General features: G+C 61.3%; 18 protein-coding genes. 2 read left to right on the forward strand and 16 right to left on the reverse strand.

The features are described 5' to 3' along the window. Positions 1 to 32: 32 nt before the first annotated feature. The 6 genes from mscL to argH form a co-directional block, all read right to left on the reverse strand. On the reverse strand, positions 33 to 455 hold the full coding sequence (mscL, locus tag KBT70_RS03840) for a large conductance mechanosensitive channel protein MscL (protein WP_296629008.1): 423 nt from the start codon (positions 453 to 455) through the stop codon (positions 33 to 35). Between the two features lie 162 nt (positions 456 to 617). Next, positions 618 to 3218, reverse strand: a complete 2601-nt coding sequence (locus KBT70_RS03845; RefSeq protein WP_296629009.1) for a TIGR02302 family protein — start codon at positions 3216 to 3218, stop codon at positions 618 to 620. Positions 3219 to 3255: 37 nt separating this feature from the next. Further along, positions 3256 to 4521 carry a diaminopimelate decarboxylase gene (gene lysA / locus KBT70_RS03850; protein WP_296629011.1) on the reverse strand — a complete coding sequence of 422 codons (1266 nt, stop codon included), beginning with the start codon at positions 4519 to 4521 and terminating at the stop codon, positions 3256 to 3258. Positions 4522 to 4557: 36 nt separating this feature from the next. Further along, on the reverse strand, positions 4558 to 4878 hold the full coding sequence (locus tag KBT70_RS03855) for a DUF2834 domain-containing protein (RefSeq protein ID WP_296629015.1): 321 nt from the start codon (positions 4876 to 4878) through the stop codon (positions 4558 to 4560). Next, entirely contained in the window at positions 4875 to 5057 is a 183-nt protein-coding gene (locus KBT70_RS03860) for an argininosuccinate lyase (protein WP_296629017.1), read from the reverse strand. The genes KBT70_RS03855 and KBT70_RS03860 overlap by 4 nt, the downstream gene beginning before the upstream one ends. Continuing rightward, complete coding sequence (argH, locus tag KBT70_RS03865; RefSeq protein ID WP_296629020.1) at positions 5054 to 6445, reverse strand: argininosuccinate lyase; 1392 nt, start codon at positions 6443 to 6445, stop codon at positions 5054 to 5056. Before argH ends, KBT70_RS03860 begins: the two co-directional genes overlap by 4 nt. A 24-nt stretch (positions 6446 to 6469) precedes the next feature. Here argH and KBT70_RS03870 point away from each other — a divergent pair, with 24 nt between their 5' ends. Both KBT70_RS03870 and KBT70_RS03875 read left to right on the forward strand, forming a co-directional pair. Next, positions 6470 to 7036, forward strand: a complete 567-nt coding sequence (locus KBT70_RS03870) for a TlpA disulfide reductase family protein (protein WP_296629022.1) — start codon at positions 6470 to 6472, stop codon at positions 7034 to 7036. 85 nt (positions 7037 to 7121) lie between these two features. After that, positions 7122 to 7523 (forward strand): hypothetical protein, encoded by a 402-nt coding sequence (locus KBT70_RS03875; protein ID WP_296629024.1) that lies wholly within the window; start codon positions 7122 to 7124, stop codon positions 7521 to 7523. 406 nt (positions 7524 to 7929) lie between these two features. Here the strand turns inward: KBT70_RS03875 and KBT70_RS03880 are convergent, their stop codons facing one another. The 10 genes from KBT70_RS03880 to rpsM all read right to left on the reverse strand — a co-directional run bounded on the left by KBT70_RS03880 (position 7930) and on the right by rpsM (position 19127). Next, a complete protein-coding gene (locus KBT70_RS03880; protein ID WP_296629026.1) occupies positions 7930 to 9621 on the reverse strand; it encodes an ABC transporter ATP-binding protein in 1692 nt (563 codons plus the stop codon). A 4-nt stretch (positions 9622 to 9625) separates the two neighbouring features. Continuing rightward, positions 9626 to 10864: an ABC transporter permease gene (locus KBT70_RS03885; RefSeq protein WP_296629028.1), complete on the reverse strand. Its 1239-nt coding sequence runs from the start codon at positions 10862 to 10864 to the stop codon at positions 9626 to 9628. A 12-nt stretch (positions 10865 to 10876) separates the two neighbouring features. Further along, positions 10877 to 11833 carry an ABC transporter permease gene (locus KBT70_RS03890; protein ID WP_296629030.1) on the reverse strand — a complete coding sequence of 319 codons (957 nt, stop codon included), beginning with the start codon at positions 11831 to 11833 and terminating at the stop codon, positions 10877 to 10879. A gap of 199 nt (positions 11834 to 12032) precedes the next feature. Next, a complete protein-coding gene (locus KBT70_RS03895) occupies positions 12033 to 13643 on the reverse strand; it encodes an ABC transporter substrate-binding protein (RefSeq protein WP_296629033.1) in 1611 nt (536 codons plus the stop codon). Positions 13644 to 13848: 205 nt separating this feature from the next. Next, a complete protein-coding gene (locus KBT70_RS03900) occupies positions 13849 to 15156 on the reverse strand; it encodes a replication-associated recombination protein A (protein ID WP_296629035.1) in 1308 nt (435 codons plus the stop codon). Between the two features lie 3 nt (positions 15157 to 15159). Next, positions 15160 to 16536 carry a trypsin-like peptidase domain-containing protein gene (locus KBT70_RS03905; protein WP_296629037.1) on the reverse strand — a complete coding sequence of 459 codons (1377 nt, stop codon included), beginning with the start codon at positions 16534 to 16536 and terminating at the stop codon, positions 15160 to 15162. A gap of 165 nt (positions 16537 to 16701) precedes the next feature. Continuing rightward, entirely contained in the window at positions 16702 to 17124 is a 423-nt protein-coding gene (gene rplQ, locus KBT70_RS03910) for a 50S ribosomal protein L17 (RefSeq protein ID WP_296629039.1), read from the reverse strand. A gap of 98 nt (positions 17125 to 17222) precedes the next feature. After that, positions 17223 to 18239 carry a DNA-directed RNA polymerase subunit alpha gene (locus KBT70_RS03915; protein WP_296629041.1) on the reverse strand — a complete coding sequence of 339 codons (1017 nt, stop codon included), beginning with the start codon at positions 18237 to 18239 and terminating at the stop codon, positions 17223 to 17225. Positions 18240 to 18353: 114 nt separating this feature from the next. Continuing rightward, positions 18354 to 18743, reverse strand: a complete 390-nt coding sequence (gene rpsK / locus KBT70_RS03920; protein WP_008281206.1) for a 30S ribosomal protein S11 — start codon at positions 18741 to 18743, stop codon at positions 18354 to 18356. A 15-nt stretch (positions 18744 to 18758) separates the two neighbouring features. After that, positions 18759 to 19127 carry a 30S ribosomal protein S13 gene (gene rpsM / locus KBT70_RS03925; protein ID WP_296629046.1) on the reverse strand — a complete coding sequence of 123 codons (369 nt, stop codon included), beginning with the start codon at positions 19125 to 19127 and terminating at the stop codon, positions 18759 to 18761. Positions 19128 to 19360 lie beyond the last annotated feature (233 nt).

Below are 19360 nucleotides of genomic sequence, written 5' to 3' on the forward strand. Positions count from 1 at the left end.
GAAGCAACATTGCCCCTCGTCCCCTGCCGTGTTTACTTTCTCAGCGCGTCGCGGATTTCCATCAGGATATCCAGTTCGGACGGACCGGGATCAGTGGCCGGTGCCTCAACCTTGGGCTTGGATGTGGCGTCCTTGGCGCGATTGACCAATTTGACCAGAATGAACACCACCCAGGCGATGATCAGAAAGTTGATCACGGCCATGATGAACCGCCCATAAGCGAACACCGCAGCGCCCGCCTCTTCTGCGGCAGCAATTGAGGCATAATCGCCCGAGCCCAGCACAATATAGAGGCCCGAGAAATCAATACCGCCCAAGAACAGGCTGATGATCGGGTTGATCAGATCGGCCACCAGCGACCCGACAATTGCCGTAAACGCCGCCCCGATGATGATACCGACGGCCATGTCCATGACATTGCCCTTGGCGATGAAATCCTTGAATTCCTGAATCATTTCCGTCCCTTTTTATAACTGTCACACAGGGCCCTTTTCGCGCACCCGAGCAGGGATCTAGCATATTCCAGGAAAAGTTTGCGATAATTTCGATACGCGGCATGGGGAAATACTACCCCCCACTCCCCGCAGGCATGACACGCGGAACGGTCAGGCAATGCCTCAGAACCGCTCGAGCAAGCGCCTGAGATAGTCGAGTTCCACATCCGGGCGCTCGCCCTCGCCCGAGCGTTTTCGGATCTCGTCCAGCAACTCGCGCGCGCGGCGATAGACATCCTCGCCCTGCAAGAGACTGTCCTGCGTGCCGACCTGACGTCCCTGACCCGCTTCGCGCCCAAGGGGATCGGCCTGCGCCTGCCCTGGCTGACCTTCGGCATCGCCCTGCCCACCGGGGTTCTGCTGCTCGGCCATCGCCTCGCCCATGTTGCGCATCCCTTCACGCAGCGCCTCCATCGCCTCGGCCTGATTGTCGATGGCCCCGGCCAGATCGTCGTTGCGCAGCGCCTCTTCGGCACCTTCCATGGCACGTCCGGCGCGGTCGAGGGCGTCACGCGCGGCTTCGCCTGCTTCGCCGCCCAGTTGCGGCAGGCCCTGTCGCTGGCGCTCCAACTCTTGGCGCAGCGCCTCTTGGCGTTCGGCCAGAGATCCCTCAGCGCCTTCGCCGCCCTCAGCCTGTTCGCGGCCTTCGCCGCCTTGGCCCTGTTGCTCGCCGCCTTGCCCACCTTGGCCTTGCTGACCATCATGGCTCTCGCCGCGACCCTCGCCACCGCTGCGGCCCTCGTTGTTCTGCGACTGGCCGGATTGCGCGCCGGGGTTGAACTGTTCCTGCAAATCGCGGAATGCCTGATCCGACAGGCCCTGCTGTTCGCGCAGAGTCTCTGCCAGACCCTCCATCGCCTGTTCGCCGGGCGATTGACCCTGCTGGCCCTGCCCTTGCGTGACCTGCATGTTCTCCATCATCTGCTGGAATTCTTCGAGCGCCTGCTGCGCCTCGGCGTAACGGCCCTGTTCCATCAGTTCTTGGATGCGGTCCATCATGTCCTGCAGATCCTGTTGGTTCATCTGCATCATGTTTTCAGCGCTGCGCTGGTCGCTCTCTTCGGGGTTCTCGCGCTCGGCCTGCTGCATCTTTTGGCGCAAGTAATCCTGCGTGGCATCGCGCAGGTCCTGCATCAGACGCGCGATCTCTTCCTCGCTGGCACCATTCTTCATCGCCTCGCTCAGCCGCTCTTGCGCGGCGCGCATCCGCTCCAGCGCGTCGCCCATGTCACCATCTTCCAGCAACACACCCAAATCCCAGAGCGCCTGCGCGATCTCATCGCGCTCGGCCTCGTCGAGGCCGTCGCTCTGTGTCATCGCCTCGAGCTGCCGGATGATGACCCGCAGCCGCAAATAGGCTTTCTCAGAGCGGAAGAGCCGATCTTCGGGCTTGTAGGACACAGCCCGCAACACCTGCGCCACCCGAGGTGCGTTCTGCCGTGACCACAAGAGATCGCGCCGTTGCTCGATCACCGCCGCCGCCATCGGATCAAAGAATCGCCGCGCGGGCAGGGCCATCTCGAACGGCTCGGACAGCCCCTCTTGCCCGGCCGCATCCTCAACCTGCAGCCGCAGCGTGACGGGCAAATGCGCCCAAGGATGCTCGGAGAGGTTTTCGACCAGCGTTTCGGTGAATTCGGTCCGATCCCCGGCCAAGGGCATCGGCAGATCAAGACGGATCGCCGCACGCGGCTCCGGCTCGATTGCCAGACCATGCCGCCGATCCACCCGCGCGAGATCAAGTTCAAAGACCGCCCCGCCGCTCACCACGCCGTAATCGTCGCGCGCGGCAAAAGGCTGGCTCATCTGTCCGTCAAAGGCGGTGCGCGCCTCACGCTCCACCACCTCGACCGTCGGTGCAGTATCGGCGAGGGCCTGAACCGTCCACGCGCGCCCTCCGGGCCCATCAATGCGCAGTTCACCGGTGCGCGCGACCTCGAATTGCTGTTCCGGATCGGTGCTTGCGGCCTCTGCACCCTCGGCCGATAGGGTTTCTGTCAGGCTGAGTGCGCCCACTTCGCCGTAGAATCGCAGGGTGATCCGGCTGCCTTCCGGCACTTCGATCACAGCGCCTTGATCGGCCAGATAGAGGCTCGGAAGACCTGTATAGGCAGGCGGCTCGATCCAGCCTTCCCATGTCGGACCAGAGGCCAGCGCCGCACCACCGCCGCCCGGCACCATCTGCGCCACAGTTCCGGCGCGCCAGACCGAACCAAAGAGCAAGGCCACAACCAGCCCCAACAAGGCGATATAGCGTAGCCCGAACGGGTCCTGCCGCGAGAGGCGCAAATCCGGCTCGACCGCGCGCGCCTGAGCCGCTCGTGCAGCCATACGCGCCTGATGCGCCTGCCAGAGCGCCGCAGATCCGGCATCGCCCGCGCCAATCGCCTGCACATCGCCAAGTGCGGCCAGCGGCCTGCCCGGCATTGCGTCATCCAGCCGCGCCAGTGCCTCGGCCCGACGTGGAAAGCGGAACCGGGCCAGGCCCAGAACGCCGAAGGTGAGAACCGCGAGCGCGCCCAGCATGCCCACGCCCCAGACCACTTCGACCGCTGCCATATCCTGAAGCCCCAGCATGAGCGCCGCCGCCCCTGCTGCAATCACGCTCCAGACCGGCCAGAATGCGCGCACCAAACGCTCGGCGATCAACCCCGCCCATGTCAGCATGAGCGGCCGCCGCAACCGCGCGGTCAGCGCCTTCAGGGGGTTTTCGCTCGCAGCCATGCGCGGCACCTCATCCCGGCCCCGCGCGCCCATCGCGTCAGAGCCATTCAGGGATGGTATCGCGATTTATCATTTCGTCAAAGGTCGGTCTGCCCCGGATCACGGCAAAGTCACGCCCATGCACCAGAACTTCGGGCACCAGAGGCCGCGTGTTATACTCGCTCGACATCACCGCGCCGTAAGCGCCGGCGCTACGGAACGCCACCAGATCGCCCTCGGCCAGCGGCGGCAACATCCGCCCCTTGGCAAACGTATCGCCCGATTCGCACACCGGCCCGACCACATCATAGGGCTGTTGCTGGACCCCTGGCGCGGGCTCGACCAGCGGCACGATGTCGTGATGCGCGTCATACATCGCCGGGCGGATGAGGTCATTCATCGCGGCATCAAGGATCAGGAAATCCCGTCCCTCACCGGATTTCACATAGATCACCCGGCTCACCAGAATCCCCGCATTGCCAGCAATCAACCGCCCCGGCTCGATCTCGATCTCGCAGCCCAGATGCCCCAGAACCTCGCGGATCAGCGCGCCATATTCGGTGGGCAAGGGCGGCGCCTCGTTCGAGCGCGTATAGGGAATGCCCAGACCGCCCCCCAGATCAAGGCGGCGAATGTCATGCCCATCGGCGCGCAGAACTTGCGTAAGTTCCGCGACCTTTTCATAGGCAAGGCGAAAGGGTGCCAATTCGGTCAGCTGACTGCCGATATGCACGTCGATCCCGATCACCTCTAGCCCCGGCAATGCCGCTGCCTGCGCATAGACCTCACGCGCGCGCGCAATCGGAATGCCGAACTTGTTTTCGCTCTTGCCGGTGGCAATCTTGGCATGGGTCTTGGCATCCACATCGGGATTGACGCGAATGGTGATCGGCGCGCGCAGGCCCAATTCGAGCGCCACGGCACTCAGCACCGCCATCTCCGGCTCGCTCTCGACGTTGAATTGCCGGATACCGCCCGCGAGCGCCATGCGCATCTCGTCACGGGTCTTGCCCACGCCCGAGAACACGATCCGCTCACCCGGCACGCCCGCAGCCTTGGCGCGCGCATATTCCCCGCCCGAAACCACATCCATTCCCGCGCCCAAAGCCGCCAGTGTCTTGAGAATCGCCTGATTGCTCGCAGCCTTCATGGCGTAGCAAACGAGGTGATCCATGCCCGCCAACGCCTCGTCAAACAGGCGGAAATGCCGGGTCAGCGTCGCGGTGGAATAGCAATAGAAGGGCGTGCCAACCGCTTCGGCAATCTCCGACAGCGGCACATCTTCGGCGTGCAGCACGCCGTCATGATAGAGAAAATGATCCACGCGCCGTCCCGCCCCGTTTCATCGTTCCAAAAATACTCAAATCCCGCGCGCGCCGCCACGCGAAGCCCGCAAGAACAGATAGAGCGGTAAACCGCAACTGACCCCGATGCAAAAGGTCGCCGGAATGGCAATCAGGCCCAGCCAATGCCGGTTCTGCACCGCCTCGACCACCACCCAGACCGTGAGCGCCACCGCAGCAATCGTCAGATCCCAGACCAGCCCCGAACTTGCGGCATTGGCATGCCAGGCATCGACCATGCCCATCAGGTCATAGCCGTTCTGCCCGAACCACTGCAGGAACCAATACATCGGATGAATGGCGCCCCAGGCGGCCAGCGCGGCATAAACCCATCTCACAGGCCAACCCCCACGCCGACATTGACACCGCCCACGCGCACGCCGCCACCGACGCCGACATTGACGCCATGCGTGCCCACGCCCACATTCAGGCCCGCCGTGGGGCGCACCGGTTCGCCATCAACGCCGCAGCCCATCAGCACCGTGAGGCTCAGCAGAGCAAAACCCAGCCGCATCATCCCAATCGCTCCTTCCACCGCGCCACTTGGGCGCGCACCTGTGTGGGTGCCGTGCCGCCATAGCTCACCCGTGACGCCACCGAATTGTGCACGCCCAGCACATCATAGACCGCTGCGGTGATTTCGCCATGCACCTCTTGCATCTCGGTCAGGCTCAGGTCCGGCAGATCGCAGCCCTTGGCCTCCGCCTTGGCCACCAACGCCCCGGTGACATGATGTGCCTCGCGGAAAGGCATATCCAGCACCCGCACCAGCCAATCCGCCAGATCGGTCGCCGTCGAGAATCCCGACCCAGCCGCCGCCTCGAGATTATCCGTGCGCGCCGCCATGTCGCGCACCATGCCTTCCATCGCGGCCAAGGCCAGCATCAGGTTGTCGGCAGCGTCAAACACCTGTTCCTTGTCTTCTTGCATGTCCTTGGAATAGGCCAGCGGCAGGCCTTTCATGACCATCATCAGCGCCACATTGGCCCCGAAAATACGCCCCACCTTGGCGCGGATCAATTCTGCCGCATCGGGGTTCTTCTTTTGCGGCATAATGCTCGATCCGGTCGAGAACCGATCCGACAGCGCCACGAACCGGAACTGTGCCGAGGACCAGATCACCAACTCTTCGGCAAAGCGACTGAGATGCATGGCGCAAATACTCGCCGCCGCCAGAAACTCCAGCGCGAAATCCCGGTCACTGACCGCGTCGAGCGAATTGGCGCAGGGCGCATCAAAGCCCAGAGCCTTGGCCGTCATATCACGGTCAATCGGAAAGGATGTGCCCGCCAGCGCCGCCGCCCCCAAGGGACATTCATTCATCCGCGCCCGCGCATCGCGCACCCGGCTCAGATCACGACCAAACATCTCGACATAGGCCATCATGTGATGCCCCCATGTCACCGGCTGCGCCGTCTGGAGATGGGTAAACCCCGGCATCACCCACTCCGCCCCCGCCTCTGCCTGCGCCAGAAGTGCCCGCATCAGCGCCTGCAACGCCTGATCCACCGCATCCAATTGATCCCGCACCCAGAGCCGGAAATCGGTCGCCACCTGATCATTGCGCGAGCGCCCGGTATGCAGTCGCCCGGCCGGTGCGCCGATCAAATCCTTGAGCCGCGCCTCGACATTCATGTGAATATCCTCAAGCGCCGTGGAAAAGGTGAATTCCCCCGCCTCGATCTCTGACAAGACCGTGAGCAGGCCTTCCCTCATCGCCGCCGCATCACTATCACTGACAATACCTGTCGCCGCCAACATCGCGGCATGGGCCCTCGAGCCGGCGATATCCTGTGCCGCCATCCGCTTGTCGAATGAGATCGAGGCATTAATTGCCTCCATGATCGCATCCGGCCCGGCGGCAAAGCGGCCGCCCCACATCTGGTTCGAGGTTGTGTCAGTCATGTCTTTGGCCCTTCGGAGGGAATTATGAAACGCATTCGTCAGATCGTCCTTTATATGGCCGTGGCCCTTGGTGCAAATACTGCCATGGCAGATACCTCAGCCCTTGAGGCGCTGCGGGACGGTGACATGAAGAAACTCAATTTCCATGCGTCCCCCGCCGCCGCACCCCTGACCGAATTCACCCGCGCCGATGGCAGCACCGGCACATTGGCCGATTTCCAGGGTCGCCATGTTGTCTTGAATTTCTGGGCCACATGGTGCGCGCCCTGCCGCGCCGAAATGCCCACGCTGTCGAACCTGCAATCCGAGATGGGTGGCGAGGATTTCGAGGTCGTCACCATCGCCACAGGCCGTAACGCCCCGACCGCGATGGCCAAGTTCTTTGACGAAATCGGCGTCGACAACCTGCCGCTACACACCGATCCCAAGAGCGCCCTCGCGCGTGCCATGGGCGTCTTTGGCCTGCCCATTACCGTGATCCTCGATCCGGAGGGAAATGAAATCGCCCGCCTGCAAGGCGACGCCCACTGGGATTCCGAGAGCGCCAAGGCGATTATCGCGGCCTTGGTGGCAGCAGACGGCGGGAGCTGAGGCCCAATTTCAAAGGCATTGCAGCTACTTGAGTTGGGCACCGAACTGTTGCTAGGATCGGGGGCCCAATAAAGGTGTCTTTCCGATGAACAGCCGCTTGAAACTCTTCCCCTTGATGGCGGCAGCCGCCTTGCTCTCGGCCTGTGCTACCCCGCGCGAGCAATGTATTTCCGACGCAACCGAACAATACCGGAGTGTCGAGAGCGCCATGGCAACGGCCCAAGGCAATATCGCACGCGGCTATGCGCTGCATACGCAAACGGTGCCCTATACGGTGCCGTCGACCTGCTATCGCAACGATCCTTACCGAAATCTGGTGCTGCCCTATCCCTGCCCCTCGACACAGTATCGCACCCAGACCACGCCGGTTGCGATCGACGTGTCCGAGGAGCGCCGCAAATTGGCGGATTACCAAAAGATCCTCCCGCAACTGAAAGCGCGAGCGCAAGTGCAGGTGCAGCAATGCGTGGCGCAGTTCCCGGAATAGAAAGCGGCGTGTTGCAGGGACGCGCGCCTGTACTTCGTGCGCGTCGGTTTTAGGCAATGATCCTTCGGAATCGCTCGATATGATGAAATCGGGCAGGTGGCATGTTGGAGACGCATAGATTTTCCGCAGTTTGCCCATTGTGCAAATGCAGAAATCAATTATGTGCGCCCTGTGATCGTAAGAGCGATCCGGGAACTCAACGCTATCAAGGAGGCAAGCCGATGACCCGCGACGAATTGAACCGCGAACTGCGCGCGCATAGTGCCTCCTGGCAGGCTGTGGTGATCGTATATGGGGCGATCATTGGCACCTTTGTTTTTTCAGCCATGGCGATCCTGTAACGGCGCAGCGCCCATGACCCCGAGATTTGAGGCACGGAGGGATAAAACCCTCCGTGCTTTTCTGTTCAGGCGTTGGCGTTGGAAACCTTGGGATCATTCGGATCAATCCGCGCCGCAGCCGCATCGCCAACATTGTCTATGCCCCGCTCTTCGAGCAGCGTTGTCAGCCAATTGGGGTCCATCTCGGGCACCGAACTGAGCAGCAGGTCGGTATAGGGATGGTGCGGGGGTGTGAACATCTCGTCCTTGGGTCCCTGCTCCACCACCTTGCCATGCTGCATCACGACCACCTCGTCAGCGATGGAGCGGACGGTGGCCAGATCATGGGTGATAAACATATAGGCCAGCCCCAATTCGTTTTGCAGCCGGTCGAGCAGGCGCAGGATGCCCTCGGCCACAAGCTGATCAAGCGCCGATGTCACCTCGTCACAAACGATGAAAGTGGGTTCCGCCGCCAGCGCGCGGGCGATGCCGATCCGCTGCTTTTGCCCGCCGGACAACTCAGGCGGATAACGGTTGTAGTACTGCGAGGGTTCCAGCTCGATCAGGTCGAGCAATTCATCCACCCGATTCTTGAGCGCGACACCCTTGAGGCCAGAGTAAAAGGCGGCGGGGCGTCCGATGATCTCGGAAATTTTGACCTTGGGATTGAGTGCAGTATCCGCCATTTGATAAATCATCTGGCACTGGCGCAACTGGTCCTTGGTGCGGTCCTTGTAGCTGGGTGGAAAGGGTTTGCCCTTGAACAACACCTCGCCTTTGGAGGGCGGCAAGAGGCCCGTGATCACCCGCGCCGTGGTGGACTTGCCCGAGCCGGATTCGCCCACCACCGCCACAGTCATGCCCTCGTAAATGTCAAAACTGACATCATCGAGCACCTTGGCCCCGCCAGTGTAGGAGGCATCGACATTGCGCACCGAAATCAGTGGCACGCCATCCTTGGGGCGATGGCGTTGCGGGCTCTGAAAGCTGCGCACGGCCCAGAGGGATTTGGTGTATTCCTCTTGGGGATTGTCGAGCATTTCCTTGGTCGGCGCTTCTTCGACCTCGCGCCCCTTGAGCAGCACTTTGATCGTGTCGGCCATCTGCGCCACGACCGCCAGATCGTGTGTGATGTAGATGGCGGCGGTGTTGTATTCATCCACAATATCGCGAATCGCGGCCAGCACCTCGATCTGCGTGGTCACGTCGAGCGCGGTCGTTGGTTCGTCAAAGATGATCAAATCAGGACGGCAGGACATGGCCATCGCGGTCATCGCGCGCTGCAACTGCCCGCCCGACACCTGATGCGGATAGCGAAAGCCGATTTCGGTGGGGTTTGGCAAGCGCAGCTTTTCATAGAGCTGCATCGCGTCCTCTTGCGCCTCTACCCGCTTTTTCAGCCGGTATTGCAGGGGCGCTTCGGTGTGCTGGTCGATGATCTTGTGCGCCGGGTTAAACGAGGCTGCCGCCGACTGCGCCACATAGGCGATGCGCGAGCCGCGCAGCATGCGCCGCTCGCCCTCAGAGGCGGTCGTCAGCTCCATCCCGTCAAACTCGATCGAGCCGTTCGAGATGCGTGTGCCGTCGCGGGCATAGCCCATGCAGGCTGCGCCAATGGTCGATTTGCCGGCACCCGATTCCCCAATCAGGCCCATCACCTCGCCGCGGTGCAGGGTCAGGTCCACACCCTTGATGATGTCGATCCAGGTTTCATCGGAATAGCCCTGAATTTTCAGATCGCGGATCTTAAGAAGAACGTCTTTGCTCTTGATCATGGGGTCACACCTTGAGTCCGGAGGAGCGGTAGAGCATCCAGTCCACCACGAAATTGACCGCAACCGTCAAAAGCGCGATGGCCGCTGCGGGGATGAGTGGGGTGATGTCGCCAAAGGAAATCAGCGTCGCATTCTCGCGCACCATCGAACCCCAGTCGGCGGTGGGTGGCTGAATACCAAGCCCAAGGAACGACAGGCCCGCGATGAGCAGGAATACAAAGCAGAATTCGAGCCCGAATTCCGCGATCAAAGGCGCGGTGGAATTCGGCAAAATCTCGCGGCGGATGAGATACCATCTGCGTTCGCCGCGCAGTTTCGCGGCCTCGATGTAATCCATCACCACCACATTGCCCGCCACCGCCCGCGTCAGGCGGAAAACGCGCGGGCTGTAGATCACCGCAACCACCAGAATGAGGATGATTTCCGACGGATTGAAGATCACCAGCATGAAGCCGCCAAACACCGCCGCAGCCCCGGCGAGGATGGCAAGGCCGATGACCCAACTGATCATGCTCCTTTCCGCGATGGCCGAAACCAAGAGCAGGCCCGTCACCCCGATAAAGCCCGAGAGCAGCCAAAAGCTCGTGGTGTCATTCGCAAGGTCGCCGCCAAAGATCGACAGCATCAACAGGGCGAAAATCAGCGAGGGGATCGACATGATCACATCCGAGGTCCGCGCGAGGAACTGATCGAACCAGCCGCCCGACGTCGCGGCCATAAGGCCGGCAAGTGCCCCGAGGATAAAGGCCATCACAGTGCCCGCCAACGCGAGCGCCACGGTGTTGCGGGCACCGAAAACCAGCCGACTGAAGATATCCCGGCCCAATTGATCCGCGCCAAGCAGCATGTTTTCATCCGCAGGCGCAAAGGCTGAAGTGATCACCTGTGCTTCGCCGTAAGGGGCGATCAGCGGGGCGAAGATGCCCGCGACCGCCACGGTAAAGATAACGAACATGCCAAAGGCTGCGGTCAACGGCGCGGTGCGCAATTCCTTGGCCAGGTTCTTGGACGCGATGGCGATGAGAAACTCGCGGAAGGCATAGGAGACCATGGCCGATAGCCCGAGGAGCCCCGCCAGAATGGCCACGATCCGCAGCGCCGAAACCCCTCCGATGATGCCCAGCACAAAGGACACGAGGGTCAGCGAGAAGAGCAGCAGAAAGGCCGACCGCTTGTTGAAATAGGCCGCAAGGCAGGAGGCCCCCAGCAGCAGGGAATAGTAGGCAATGACGAATACACTCATGTCTCTAGCCCCTTACTTCGGATGCCGCAGGCGCGGATTGGTCAGGATCGACCCCACATCCGCCGCCAGATTGAGCAGGATGAAGGTGGCGGCAAAGATCAGGCAGCAGGCCTGAACCACGGGGAAATCACGCTTGCTGACCGCGTCGACCAACGCCTGTCCGATGCCCGGATAGACGAAGACCACCTCAACCAGCACCACACCGGTGATGAGATAGGCGAGATTGAGCGCCACCACGTTGATGATCGGGGCCCAGGCATTGGGCAGCGCGTGCTTGACGATGACCTTCCATGGCGGCGCGCCTTTGAGGCGTGCCATCTCGATATAGGGCGAGGCCAGAAGGTTGATGATCGCCGCCCGCGTCATGCGCATCATATGCGCGGTCACGACCAGAACGAGAGTCAGCGCGGGCAGAAATGTGCGGTACAAGAGATCGCCAAAGCTCATGTCGTTGCTGAGGCTGGCGATGGCGGGAAACATCCCCGTTTTGACCGCAAGATAGAGGATCAGAATATAGCCCAAAAAGAATTCGGGGCTTGAGATCGAGGTGAGCGTCGCGACATTCGCCACCCGGTCAAAGATCGAGTTGCGCAGAAGCGCCACCAGCACACCGAGCACAATGGAAATCGGCACGGCAATCGCGGCGGCATAGGCGGCAAGAAAGAGCGTATTGGCAAAGCGTTCACCAATCGTCTCGGCCACGCTGGCCCCGGTCACGATGGAATTGCCGAAATCAAGCACCACAGCCCCGGAGAGCCATTGCAGATAGCGCACGAGCGCGGGCTGATCGAGGCCCATTTCCTTGCGCAGCGCCGCCAGATTCTCAGGCGTCGCCCCTTGGCCAAGCACCGCCTGCGCGATGTCGCCGGGCAAAAACTCGACCATGAAAAATATGATCACGGAAATGACCAATAGAATGATCAATCCCAATCCGAGCCGCTTTGCAACGAGCCCAAGGATATCCCCCATCTTTCCCTCCTGCTGTTTTTGCCTCTCGCCTTGTCGTCCGGCGCGGCCTTTGTGGCTCAGGCTAACAGTATTTTTGGCCCGGGCGGAAAATAATTCTGTGTCGGCCCGCTCGTTGTGACGTGGAGTGCCGAAGCGGGATTTGCGCCGCCCCGACAGTTGGTAGCCCGGCACCGGTGGGTGCCGGGTTCTGAAGCTGGCCTCAAGCCTCGAACCACCAGCGGCTTGCGGCGCGCGCGCCATCACAGCCCCAGCTTGCCGCGACCTGCTCGGGACGCTGCACGCCCTTGCCGCGCGCATAGACCCAGTTGTTGAAGAACGGCAGGAGGGTGCCGCCATCGTCGCGCATCAAGAGGCACATCTCGCGATACATCTCGGCGCGCAGGGTCTGATCCAGCTCGGCCTTGGCCTTAAGCAGCAGTTCGTTGAACCGCTCGTTCTGCCAGCGGGTTTCATTCCAGGCGGCATCGTTTTTGTAGGCCAGCGTGAACATCACATCAGGCGTCGGGCGCGCGCCCCAAGACACGGCGCTGAACGGCTTTTTCAGCCAGACATCAGAGTAATAGCCATCGCTCGGCTCTCGCACGACCTTGATGTCGATCCCTGCGGCCTTGGCCTGTTCGGCATAGAGCACACACATATCGACCGCGCCGGTATAGACACTCTCGGCCACGGAAAGATTGACGGTGAGCCCCTCTTGCCCAGCATCCTTGAGCAGCGACTTGGCCTGATCGGGATCGTATTCCCGCTGCGGAATATCCTCAGGCCAATAGGGCTGCACCGGCGAGAGGTGGAAATCATTCCCCTTGGTGGCCGCCCCAAAGGCGATTTTCTCGATGATCTCGTCCCGGTTCATCGCGAGTTTCAGCGCGTTGCGCACGCGCACATCGCTAAAGGGTGCCGTGTCGCAGAACATCGGCATGGTGATCGCCCCGCCAGAGGGGATATTATCAACCGAGATGTCGGGATTGCGTTGCAAGAGCGCCAGCGTCTTGAGCTCGATCAGCGAGACACAATCCACGTCGCCCGTCACCAGCGCCGTTTGCCGCGCGTTTGGATCGTTGAGGACGATCATCGTCACCTTGTCGAAATAGGCCCCGTCACCGTGCCAGCCGTCATGGCGCGTCAATTCCCAGCGGATGCCGAATTCGCCTGAGTCGATCTTGTAAGGACCAGACCCGTCGCCAGATTTCCAGTCAATCGTGCCATCGCCATTCGAGGGGCAGATCGCAAAGTGATAGTCGGTCATCAGCCACGGCAGATCGGCATTGCCGCGCGCCAGACTGATCGTGATCGTATGATCGCCATCAGCGGTGATGTCGGTCACATCGGTCAAGAGCGCCTTGGCCGCCGAGGTTGCGGCCTCGCCCCGGTGATGATTGAGACTGTCGATCACATCCTGGGCCGTCACGGGCTTGCCGCTATGAAAGGACGCATCGGGATTGAGTTCGAAGGTCCATTGCATGGCGTCGGGCGTCGCGTCCCAACTGGTCGCAAGGTCTGGCCCAAGGGAATTGTCCGGCTCGATCAGAGTCAGGTAACTGCGATGGGTGTGGGCGAGAAAGATCATCTGGCGGGTCACATAGGTGCCCGGATCATGGGTGTCCGAGGTGTTGCCGTCATGCACGCCCCAGCGGAACGTGCCGCCCCGCGATGGGTTCGCGGCAGCAGAGGTGCCCCAGAGCCCGGTTGCCGCAGAAGCGGTCACACCCGCGGCGGCGGCGTAATGCATGAATGACCGGCGCGAGATTTCGCCGGTGCGCGCAGCCTGCGCAAGTCGGTCCAAAAGGACCTGATCGGTTTTCTTTTTCATTGGATTTCCCTGTCTTGGTCAGTTTCTATTTTTGGCGAAGACGCGGCATCAGCCCATTCCGAAAGCTTGGGTTTCGGAGGGTCGAAAAGGATGCACAAAAGCGACATGTTTCTAACAAAACACGAAACGACCTGTGTTTCCAGCCCTTAATCCGGCGGGTAGGAAACATTTAAAGGTCAGAATTTCTGAGGTTTTTTGAGGGAACTCAGCTTCGCCGCAACCGCAGCTTGGAAAAGTAGTCGAGTCGTTTTTTGAGCTCGCGTTCGAATCCACGCTCGACCGGCTGATAGAGAACCGGGCGTTTCATGCTCTCTGGAAAGTAATTCTGACCCGAAAATCCATCCTCTGCATCGTGGTCATAGGCATAGCCGTCGCCGTGACCCTGCTCTTTCATCAGGCGGGTTGGGGCGTTGAGGATGTGCTTGGGCGGTGGTTCACTCCCGGTTTTCTTAGCCTCGCGCAGCGCGGCCTTGTAGGCCACATATCCAGCGTTCGATTTGGGCGCGAGAGCGAGGTAGGCCACGGCCTGCGCCAAAGCCAATTCACCCTCGGGGCTACCGATGCGCTCATAGGTTTCCCACGCATGCAGGCAGATGGACTGCGCCTGAGGGTCTGCGAGACCGATATCCTCGATCGCCATGCGCAGGATGCGGCGCGCGAGATACCGCGGGTCTTCGCCCCCCGTCAGCATGCGCGCCAGCCAATAGAGCGCGGCATCGGGATCAGAGCCGCGCACCGATTTGTGCAGGGCCGAAATCAGATTGTAATGCTCATCCCCCGATTTGTCGTATTTGGCGGCGCGCTTCATCAGGCGAGAAGCGAGCGCGGCGCTGTCAAGCTTGCCCGGAACCTTCCACGCCGCAACCTGTTCGATGAGATTCAAGAGCGCGCGCCCATCGCCATCGGCCATATCAAGCAGCGCCTCGCGCGCCGGTCCGTCGAGCGGCAGGGCACGGCCCAGCTCTTGCTCGGCGCGCTGCGCGAGCCGCTCCAGATCAGCCAGCGCAAGCCGCGTCAACACCAGCACTTGCGCCCGGCTTAGCAAGGCCGCGTTCAACTCGAAACTCGGGTTTTCGGTGGTGGCCCCGACCAAGAGGATCGTGCCGTCCTCCATATGCGGCAGGAACCCATCCTGCTGTGCCTTGTTGAAACGGTGGATTTCATCGACGAAGAGCAGCGTGCCTTGACCATTGGCACGGCGATGCTTGGCCTCTTCGAAAACCTTGCGCAGTTCGGGCACGCCGGTGAAAATGGCGCTGATCTGGATGAAATGCAGATCGGTTTCATCGGCCAAGAGCCGGGCAATCGTGGTCTTGCCCACGCCGGGTGGTCCCCAGAGGATGAGCGAGCCAAGGCTGCCAGAGGCCAGCATCACCCCAAGTGGGGCCTCGTCGCCCAACACCTGTTCCTGCCCGATCACATCCGCCAGACGTCGGGGCCTCAGCCGGTCTGCCAGCGGGCGCGGGGCGGTTTCAGCGCGGGGCGTGTCGCCAGTATCAAAGAGATCCGCCACCGCTCAGATCCTGAAGCGCAGCGCGAGGCGCTGTCCATCCCGCAAAAGATCGAGAGCAAGCGTAGTCGTCGCTCGCTCCAGCGCGTCGCGCGCGGCGCGGCTGTCCTCGACAGGGCGCCCATTGACCTGCCTCAGAATATCGCCAGGCCGCAATCCAGCGCGCGCACCATAGGGGCCGGGATCATCCACGATCACGCCATCGGACATGAGCGGCAGGCGATATTGCTCGATCACTGCGGGATTGATGGTCGAGAGGATCATTTGCGGAATGGCGGCGCGCGGTCCGGTTTCAAGCGGGTTGCGCGGCGGCATATCTGGCGCGGCGATCAGAGCGATCTGAACCACATCCTCGGCACCTTCGCGCAGGCGGGTGACTGTTGTTTCCGCCCCAATCCCCGCGAGCGACATGCGATAGATCACCTCGGCGGGGCTGTTGACCGGCTGACCGCCCACCATGGTGATCACGTCGCCGGGGCGGATATGGCTGGCAAAGCTGCTCTGGGGATGCACCTCGGAAATCACCACGCCATCAGGACGCGCGATGCCCAAACCCTCGGCCATGTCAGGGGTGACGGGCTGACCGCCAAGGCCTGCCCAAGGGCGTTCAAACTGCGTCTTGCCCGCGCGTGCCTGTGCCACGAACTGCGCCACAAGGCCCGAAGGAATGGCAAAGCCGATGCCGTTAGAGCCGCCTGAACGTGACAAGATCGCGGTGTTGATACCGATAAGATCGCCATTCACATCGACCAGCGCACCACCTGAATTGCCCGGATTGATCGGCGCATCGGTCTGGACGAAATAGCCGCGCGCATTGCCCGTGGCCGTGCCCGAGCGCGCAAGTCCCGAGACGATACCGCTCGAGACCGTTTGACCCACGCCAAAGGGGTTGCCGATGGCCAGCACCAATTCGCCCACCTGCACGGTGTCGCTGTCACGCAGATCGAGAGCGGGCAGTTCCGGGGCATTCTCGACCTGGAGAACGGCCAGATCCGCCTCTTCATCGCCCAAGAGGACACGGGCGGCATATTCCCGGCGGTCATTGAGCACCACGCGGATATCCGTGGCCTCACCCACAACATGATAGTTCGAAACCACGATGCCATCCTCAGACAGGATCACACCAGAGCCTAGGGAATTCTGCACGCGCGGTCGGGTGGCACCGAAATCGTTGAAGAACCGCTCGAAAAACGGATCGCCCCGAAACGGGCTGCGGCGGGCCTCGACGATGCGGCTAGCGTAGATATTGACCACCGCGGGCGCAGCCTCTTGCACCACCGGGGCAAAACCCAACTGGATTTCAGCCTGTGAGACCGGCACGCGGGTTTGCGCCTGTGTCAGGCCCGGCAGGATCATAAGGACAAAGCAGACGATCCGGAACATGGCAACCTCCGCAAGGGTAATCCTAACGCCGAGATATGCTGGGAGGGACGCGGCAATGCAAGGCTTTGCCGTTTCTTCTTGGTCCAAATACTCAATCCCCGGCATGCAAAACCCCCGCCGGTTAGGGCGGGGGCGCACAGGTCTTCACCTGGACCGATGGTCGATTTATTCGTCGTCGGCCATTTCGAATGCGGCAACGCGGGCCTTGTCGGCGGCGCCTTTGGCATCGACGTCACGGTCGACGAATTCGATGATCGCCATGGGGGCCATGTCACCATAGCGGAACCCGGCCTTGAGAACGCGGACGTAACCGCCCTGGCGCTCTTTGTAACGCGGTCCGAGAATGTCGAACAGCTTGGCCACATAGGCATCCTGCTTGAGCTGGCTTGCGGCCTGACGGCGGGCGTGCAGATCGCCGCGCTTGCCGAGCGTGATCAGCTTTTCGATGATCGGGCGCAGTTCCTTGGCCTTGGGCAGGGTGGTCTTGATCTGCTCATGTTCAATGAGCGAGCCGGCCATGTTCGCCCACAGCGCCTTGCGGTGCTCATGGGTGCGGTTCAGGCGGCGGTATCCTCTGGCGTGACGCATTTTCTATCTCCTAAGCGTTTTTGCTTTGTCCGGGGGGCTGATGCGTGTCAGCCCCCTCACCTTGGGGCGGGATTGCCCGTCGTTTCAGTGTGTCCTTGTCAAAAAGCGTCTTCGAACTTCTTGGCGAGGTCTTCGATATTGTCTGGCGGCCAATCCTCGACATCCATGCCAAGGTGCAGACCCATGCCCGAAAGCACTTCCTTGATCTCGTTGAGCGACTTGCGGCCAAAGTTCGGGGTGCGGAGCATCTCGGCTTCGGTTTTCTGGATGAGATCGCCGATGTAGACGATGTTGTCGTTCTTGAGGCAGTTCGCGGAGCGGACCGACAATTCCAACTCGTCCACTTTCTTGAGAAGCAGCGGGTTGAATTCGAGACCATCGTCGTCGTCCTGACGGCTGGCGGATTCGGGCTCGTCGAAGTTGACGAAGATCGACAGCTGATCCTGAAGGATACGCGCGGCATAGGCCACGGCATCATCCGGGGTGATCGAGCCGTCGGTTTCGATCTTCATGGTCAGTTTGTCGTAATCCAGAACCTGACCTTCACGGGTCGGCTGAACCTCGTAGCTAACCTTGGAGATCGGCGAATAGATCGCGTCAATCGGGATAAGACCGATGGGCGCATCCTCGGGTTTGTTCTTGTCGGCGGCGACATAGCCCTTGCCCTGATTCACGGTCAGTTCCATGAACAGGTCAGCGCCTTCGTCGAGGTGGCAGATCACGTGATCCTTGTTGAGGATCTCGATGCCCGCGCTGTCAGAGATGTCACCGGCGGTGACGACGCCCGGACCCTTGGCATTGATCGACAGGCGCTTGGGCCCTTCGACTTCCATGCGGATCGCAACGCCCTTGAGGTTGAGCACGATGTCGGTCACGTCTTCGCGCACACCTGCCACCGACGAGAATTCATGCAACACGTTGTCGATCTGAACGGCGGTGATCGCCGCCCCTTGCAGCGACGACAGCAGCACACGGCGGAGCGCGTTGCCCAGCGTGAGGCCAAAGCCGCGCTCGAGCGGCTCGGCGATCAGAACCGCCTGACGCAGCGGGTCATTGCCGGGTTTGACTTCAAGCTGTGTCGGCTTGATCAGTTCAGCCCAATTTTTGTGGATCATGCGTCCCTCCATTCTTGCCCTGTTCCCATGTCCAAAGGTCCAGAGCGCCCGAGGATGTAAAATGACGAAAGCGGGACCGCGCCACGGCGCGGCCCCACCAAGAGATGTATAGGATCAGACCCGGCGGCGTTTCGGCGGGCGGCAGCCATTGTGCGCCATCGGGGTCACATCACGGATCGAGGTGATGTTGAAGCCGACAGCAGCCAGCGCGCGCAGCGCCGATTCACGGCCCGAACCCGGCCCCTGAACTTCGACGTCGAGCGAGCGCATGCCATGTTCCTGCGCCTTGCGGCCTGCATCCTCTGCGGCCATCTGCGCCGCGTAGGGCGTGGATTTGCGCGAGCCTTTGAAGCCCATGGTCCCGGCTGAGGACCATGCAATCGCATTGCCCTGCACGTCCGAGATCAGGATCTTGGTGTTGTTGAAGGAAGAGTTCACATGAGCAACGCCGGTGGCGATGTTCTTGGAAACCTTTTTCTTGGTGCGTTTGGTATCGCGTGCCATCTAAAATGCCCTCCCTTATTTCTTCTTGCCGGCAATGGCTTTTGCCGGGCCCTTGCGGGTGCGAGCATTGGTGTGGGTCCGCTGACCACGCACCGGCAGGTTGCGACGGTGGCGCAGGCCACGGTAGCAGCCAAGATCCATCAAGCGCTTGATGTTCATCTGGGTGTCGCGGCGCAGGTCGCCTTCGACAGTGTAATTTGCGTCGATATGCTCGCGCAGGGCCAGAGCCTCGGCATCCGAAAGCTCGTTCACACGACGCGAGGCGTCGATGTTGAGGGCTTCACAGATGGATTTGGCCGAAGCATGGCCGATTCCGGTGATATAGGTGAGGGCGATTGGGACCCGTTTGTTGGTCGGGATATTGACGCCGGCGATACGTGCCAAGTGCAGTTTCCTTTTTCGTTGCGGTTCCGTAGCACCAGAACCTTTTTTCACAACGTAAGCCCGAAGCGATCACGCACCGGGCCGCGGCTGATATCAGATGAGCGATTCGAGATACGGGGGCGACCCGGAAATAGAATCAATCTCGCATTCGAGATAGGGCTGGTTAGGGGGAAAAGACCGGGGCGTCAAGGCCCCGAACCCAGATCGAAGGCTATTTGTCAAGCGCTTCGGCA

Source organism: Roseovarius sp. (genome assembly GCF_018066915.1).
In the GTDB taxonomy this organism is placed as follows: Bacteria; Pseudomonadota; Alphaproteobacteria; order Rhodobacterales; family Rhodobacteraceae; genus Roseovarius.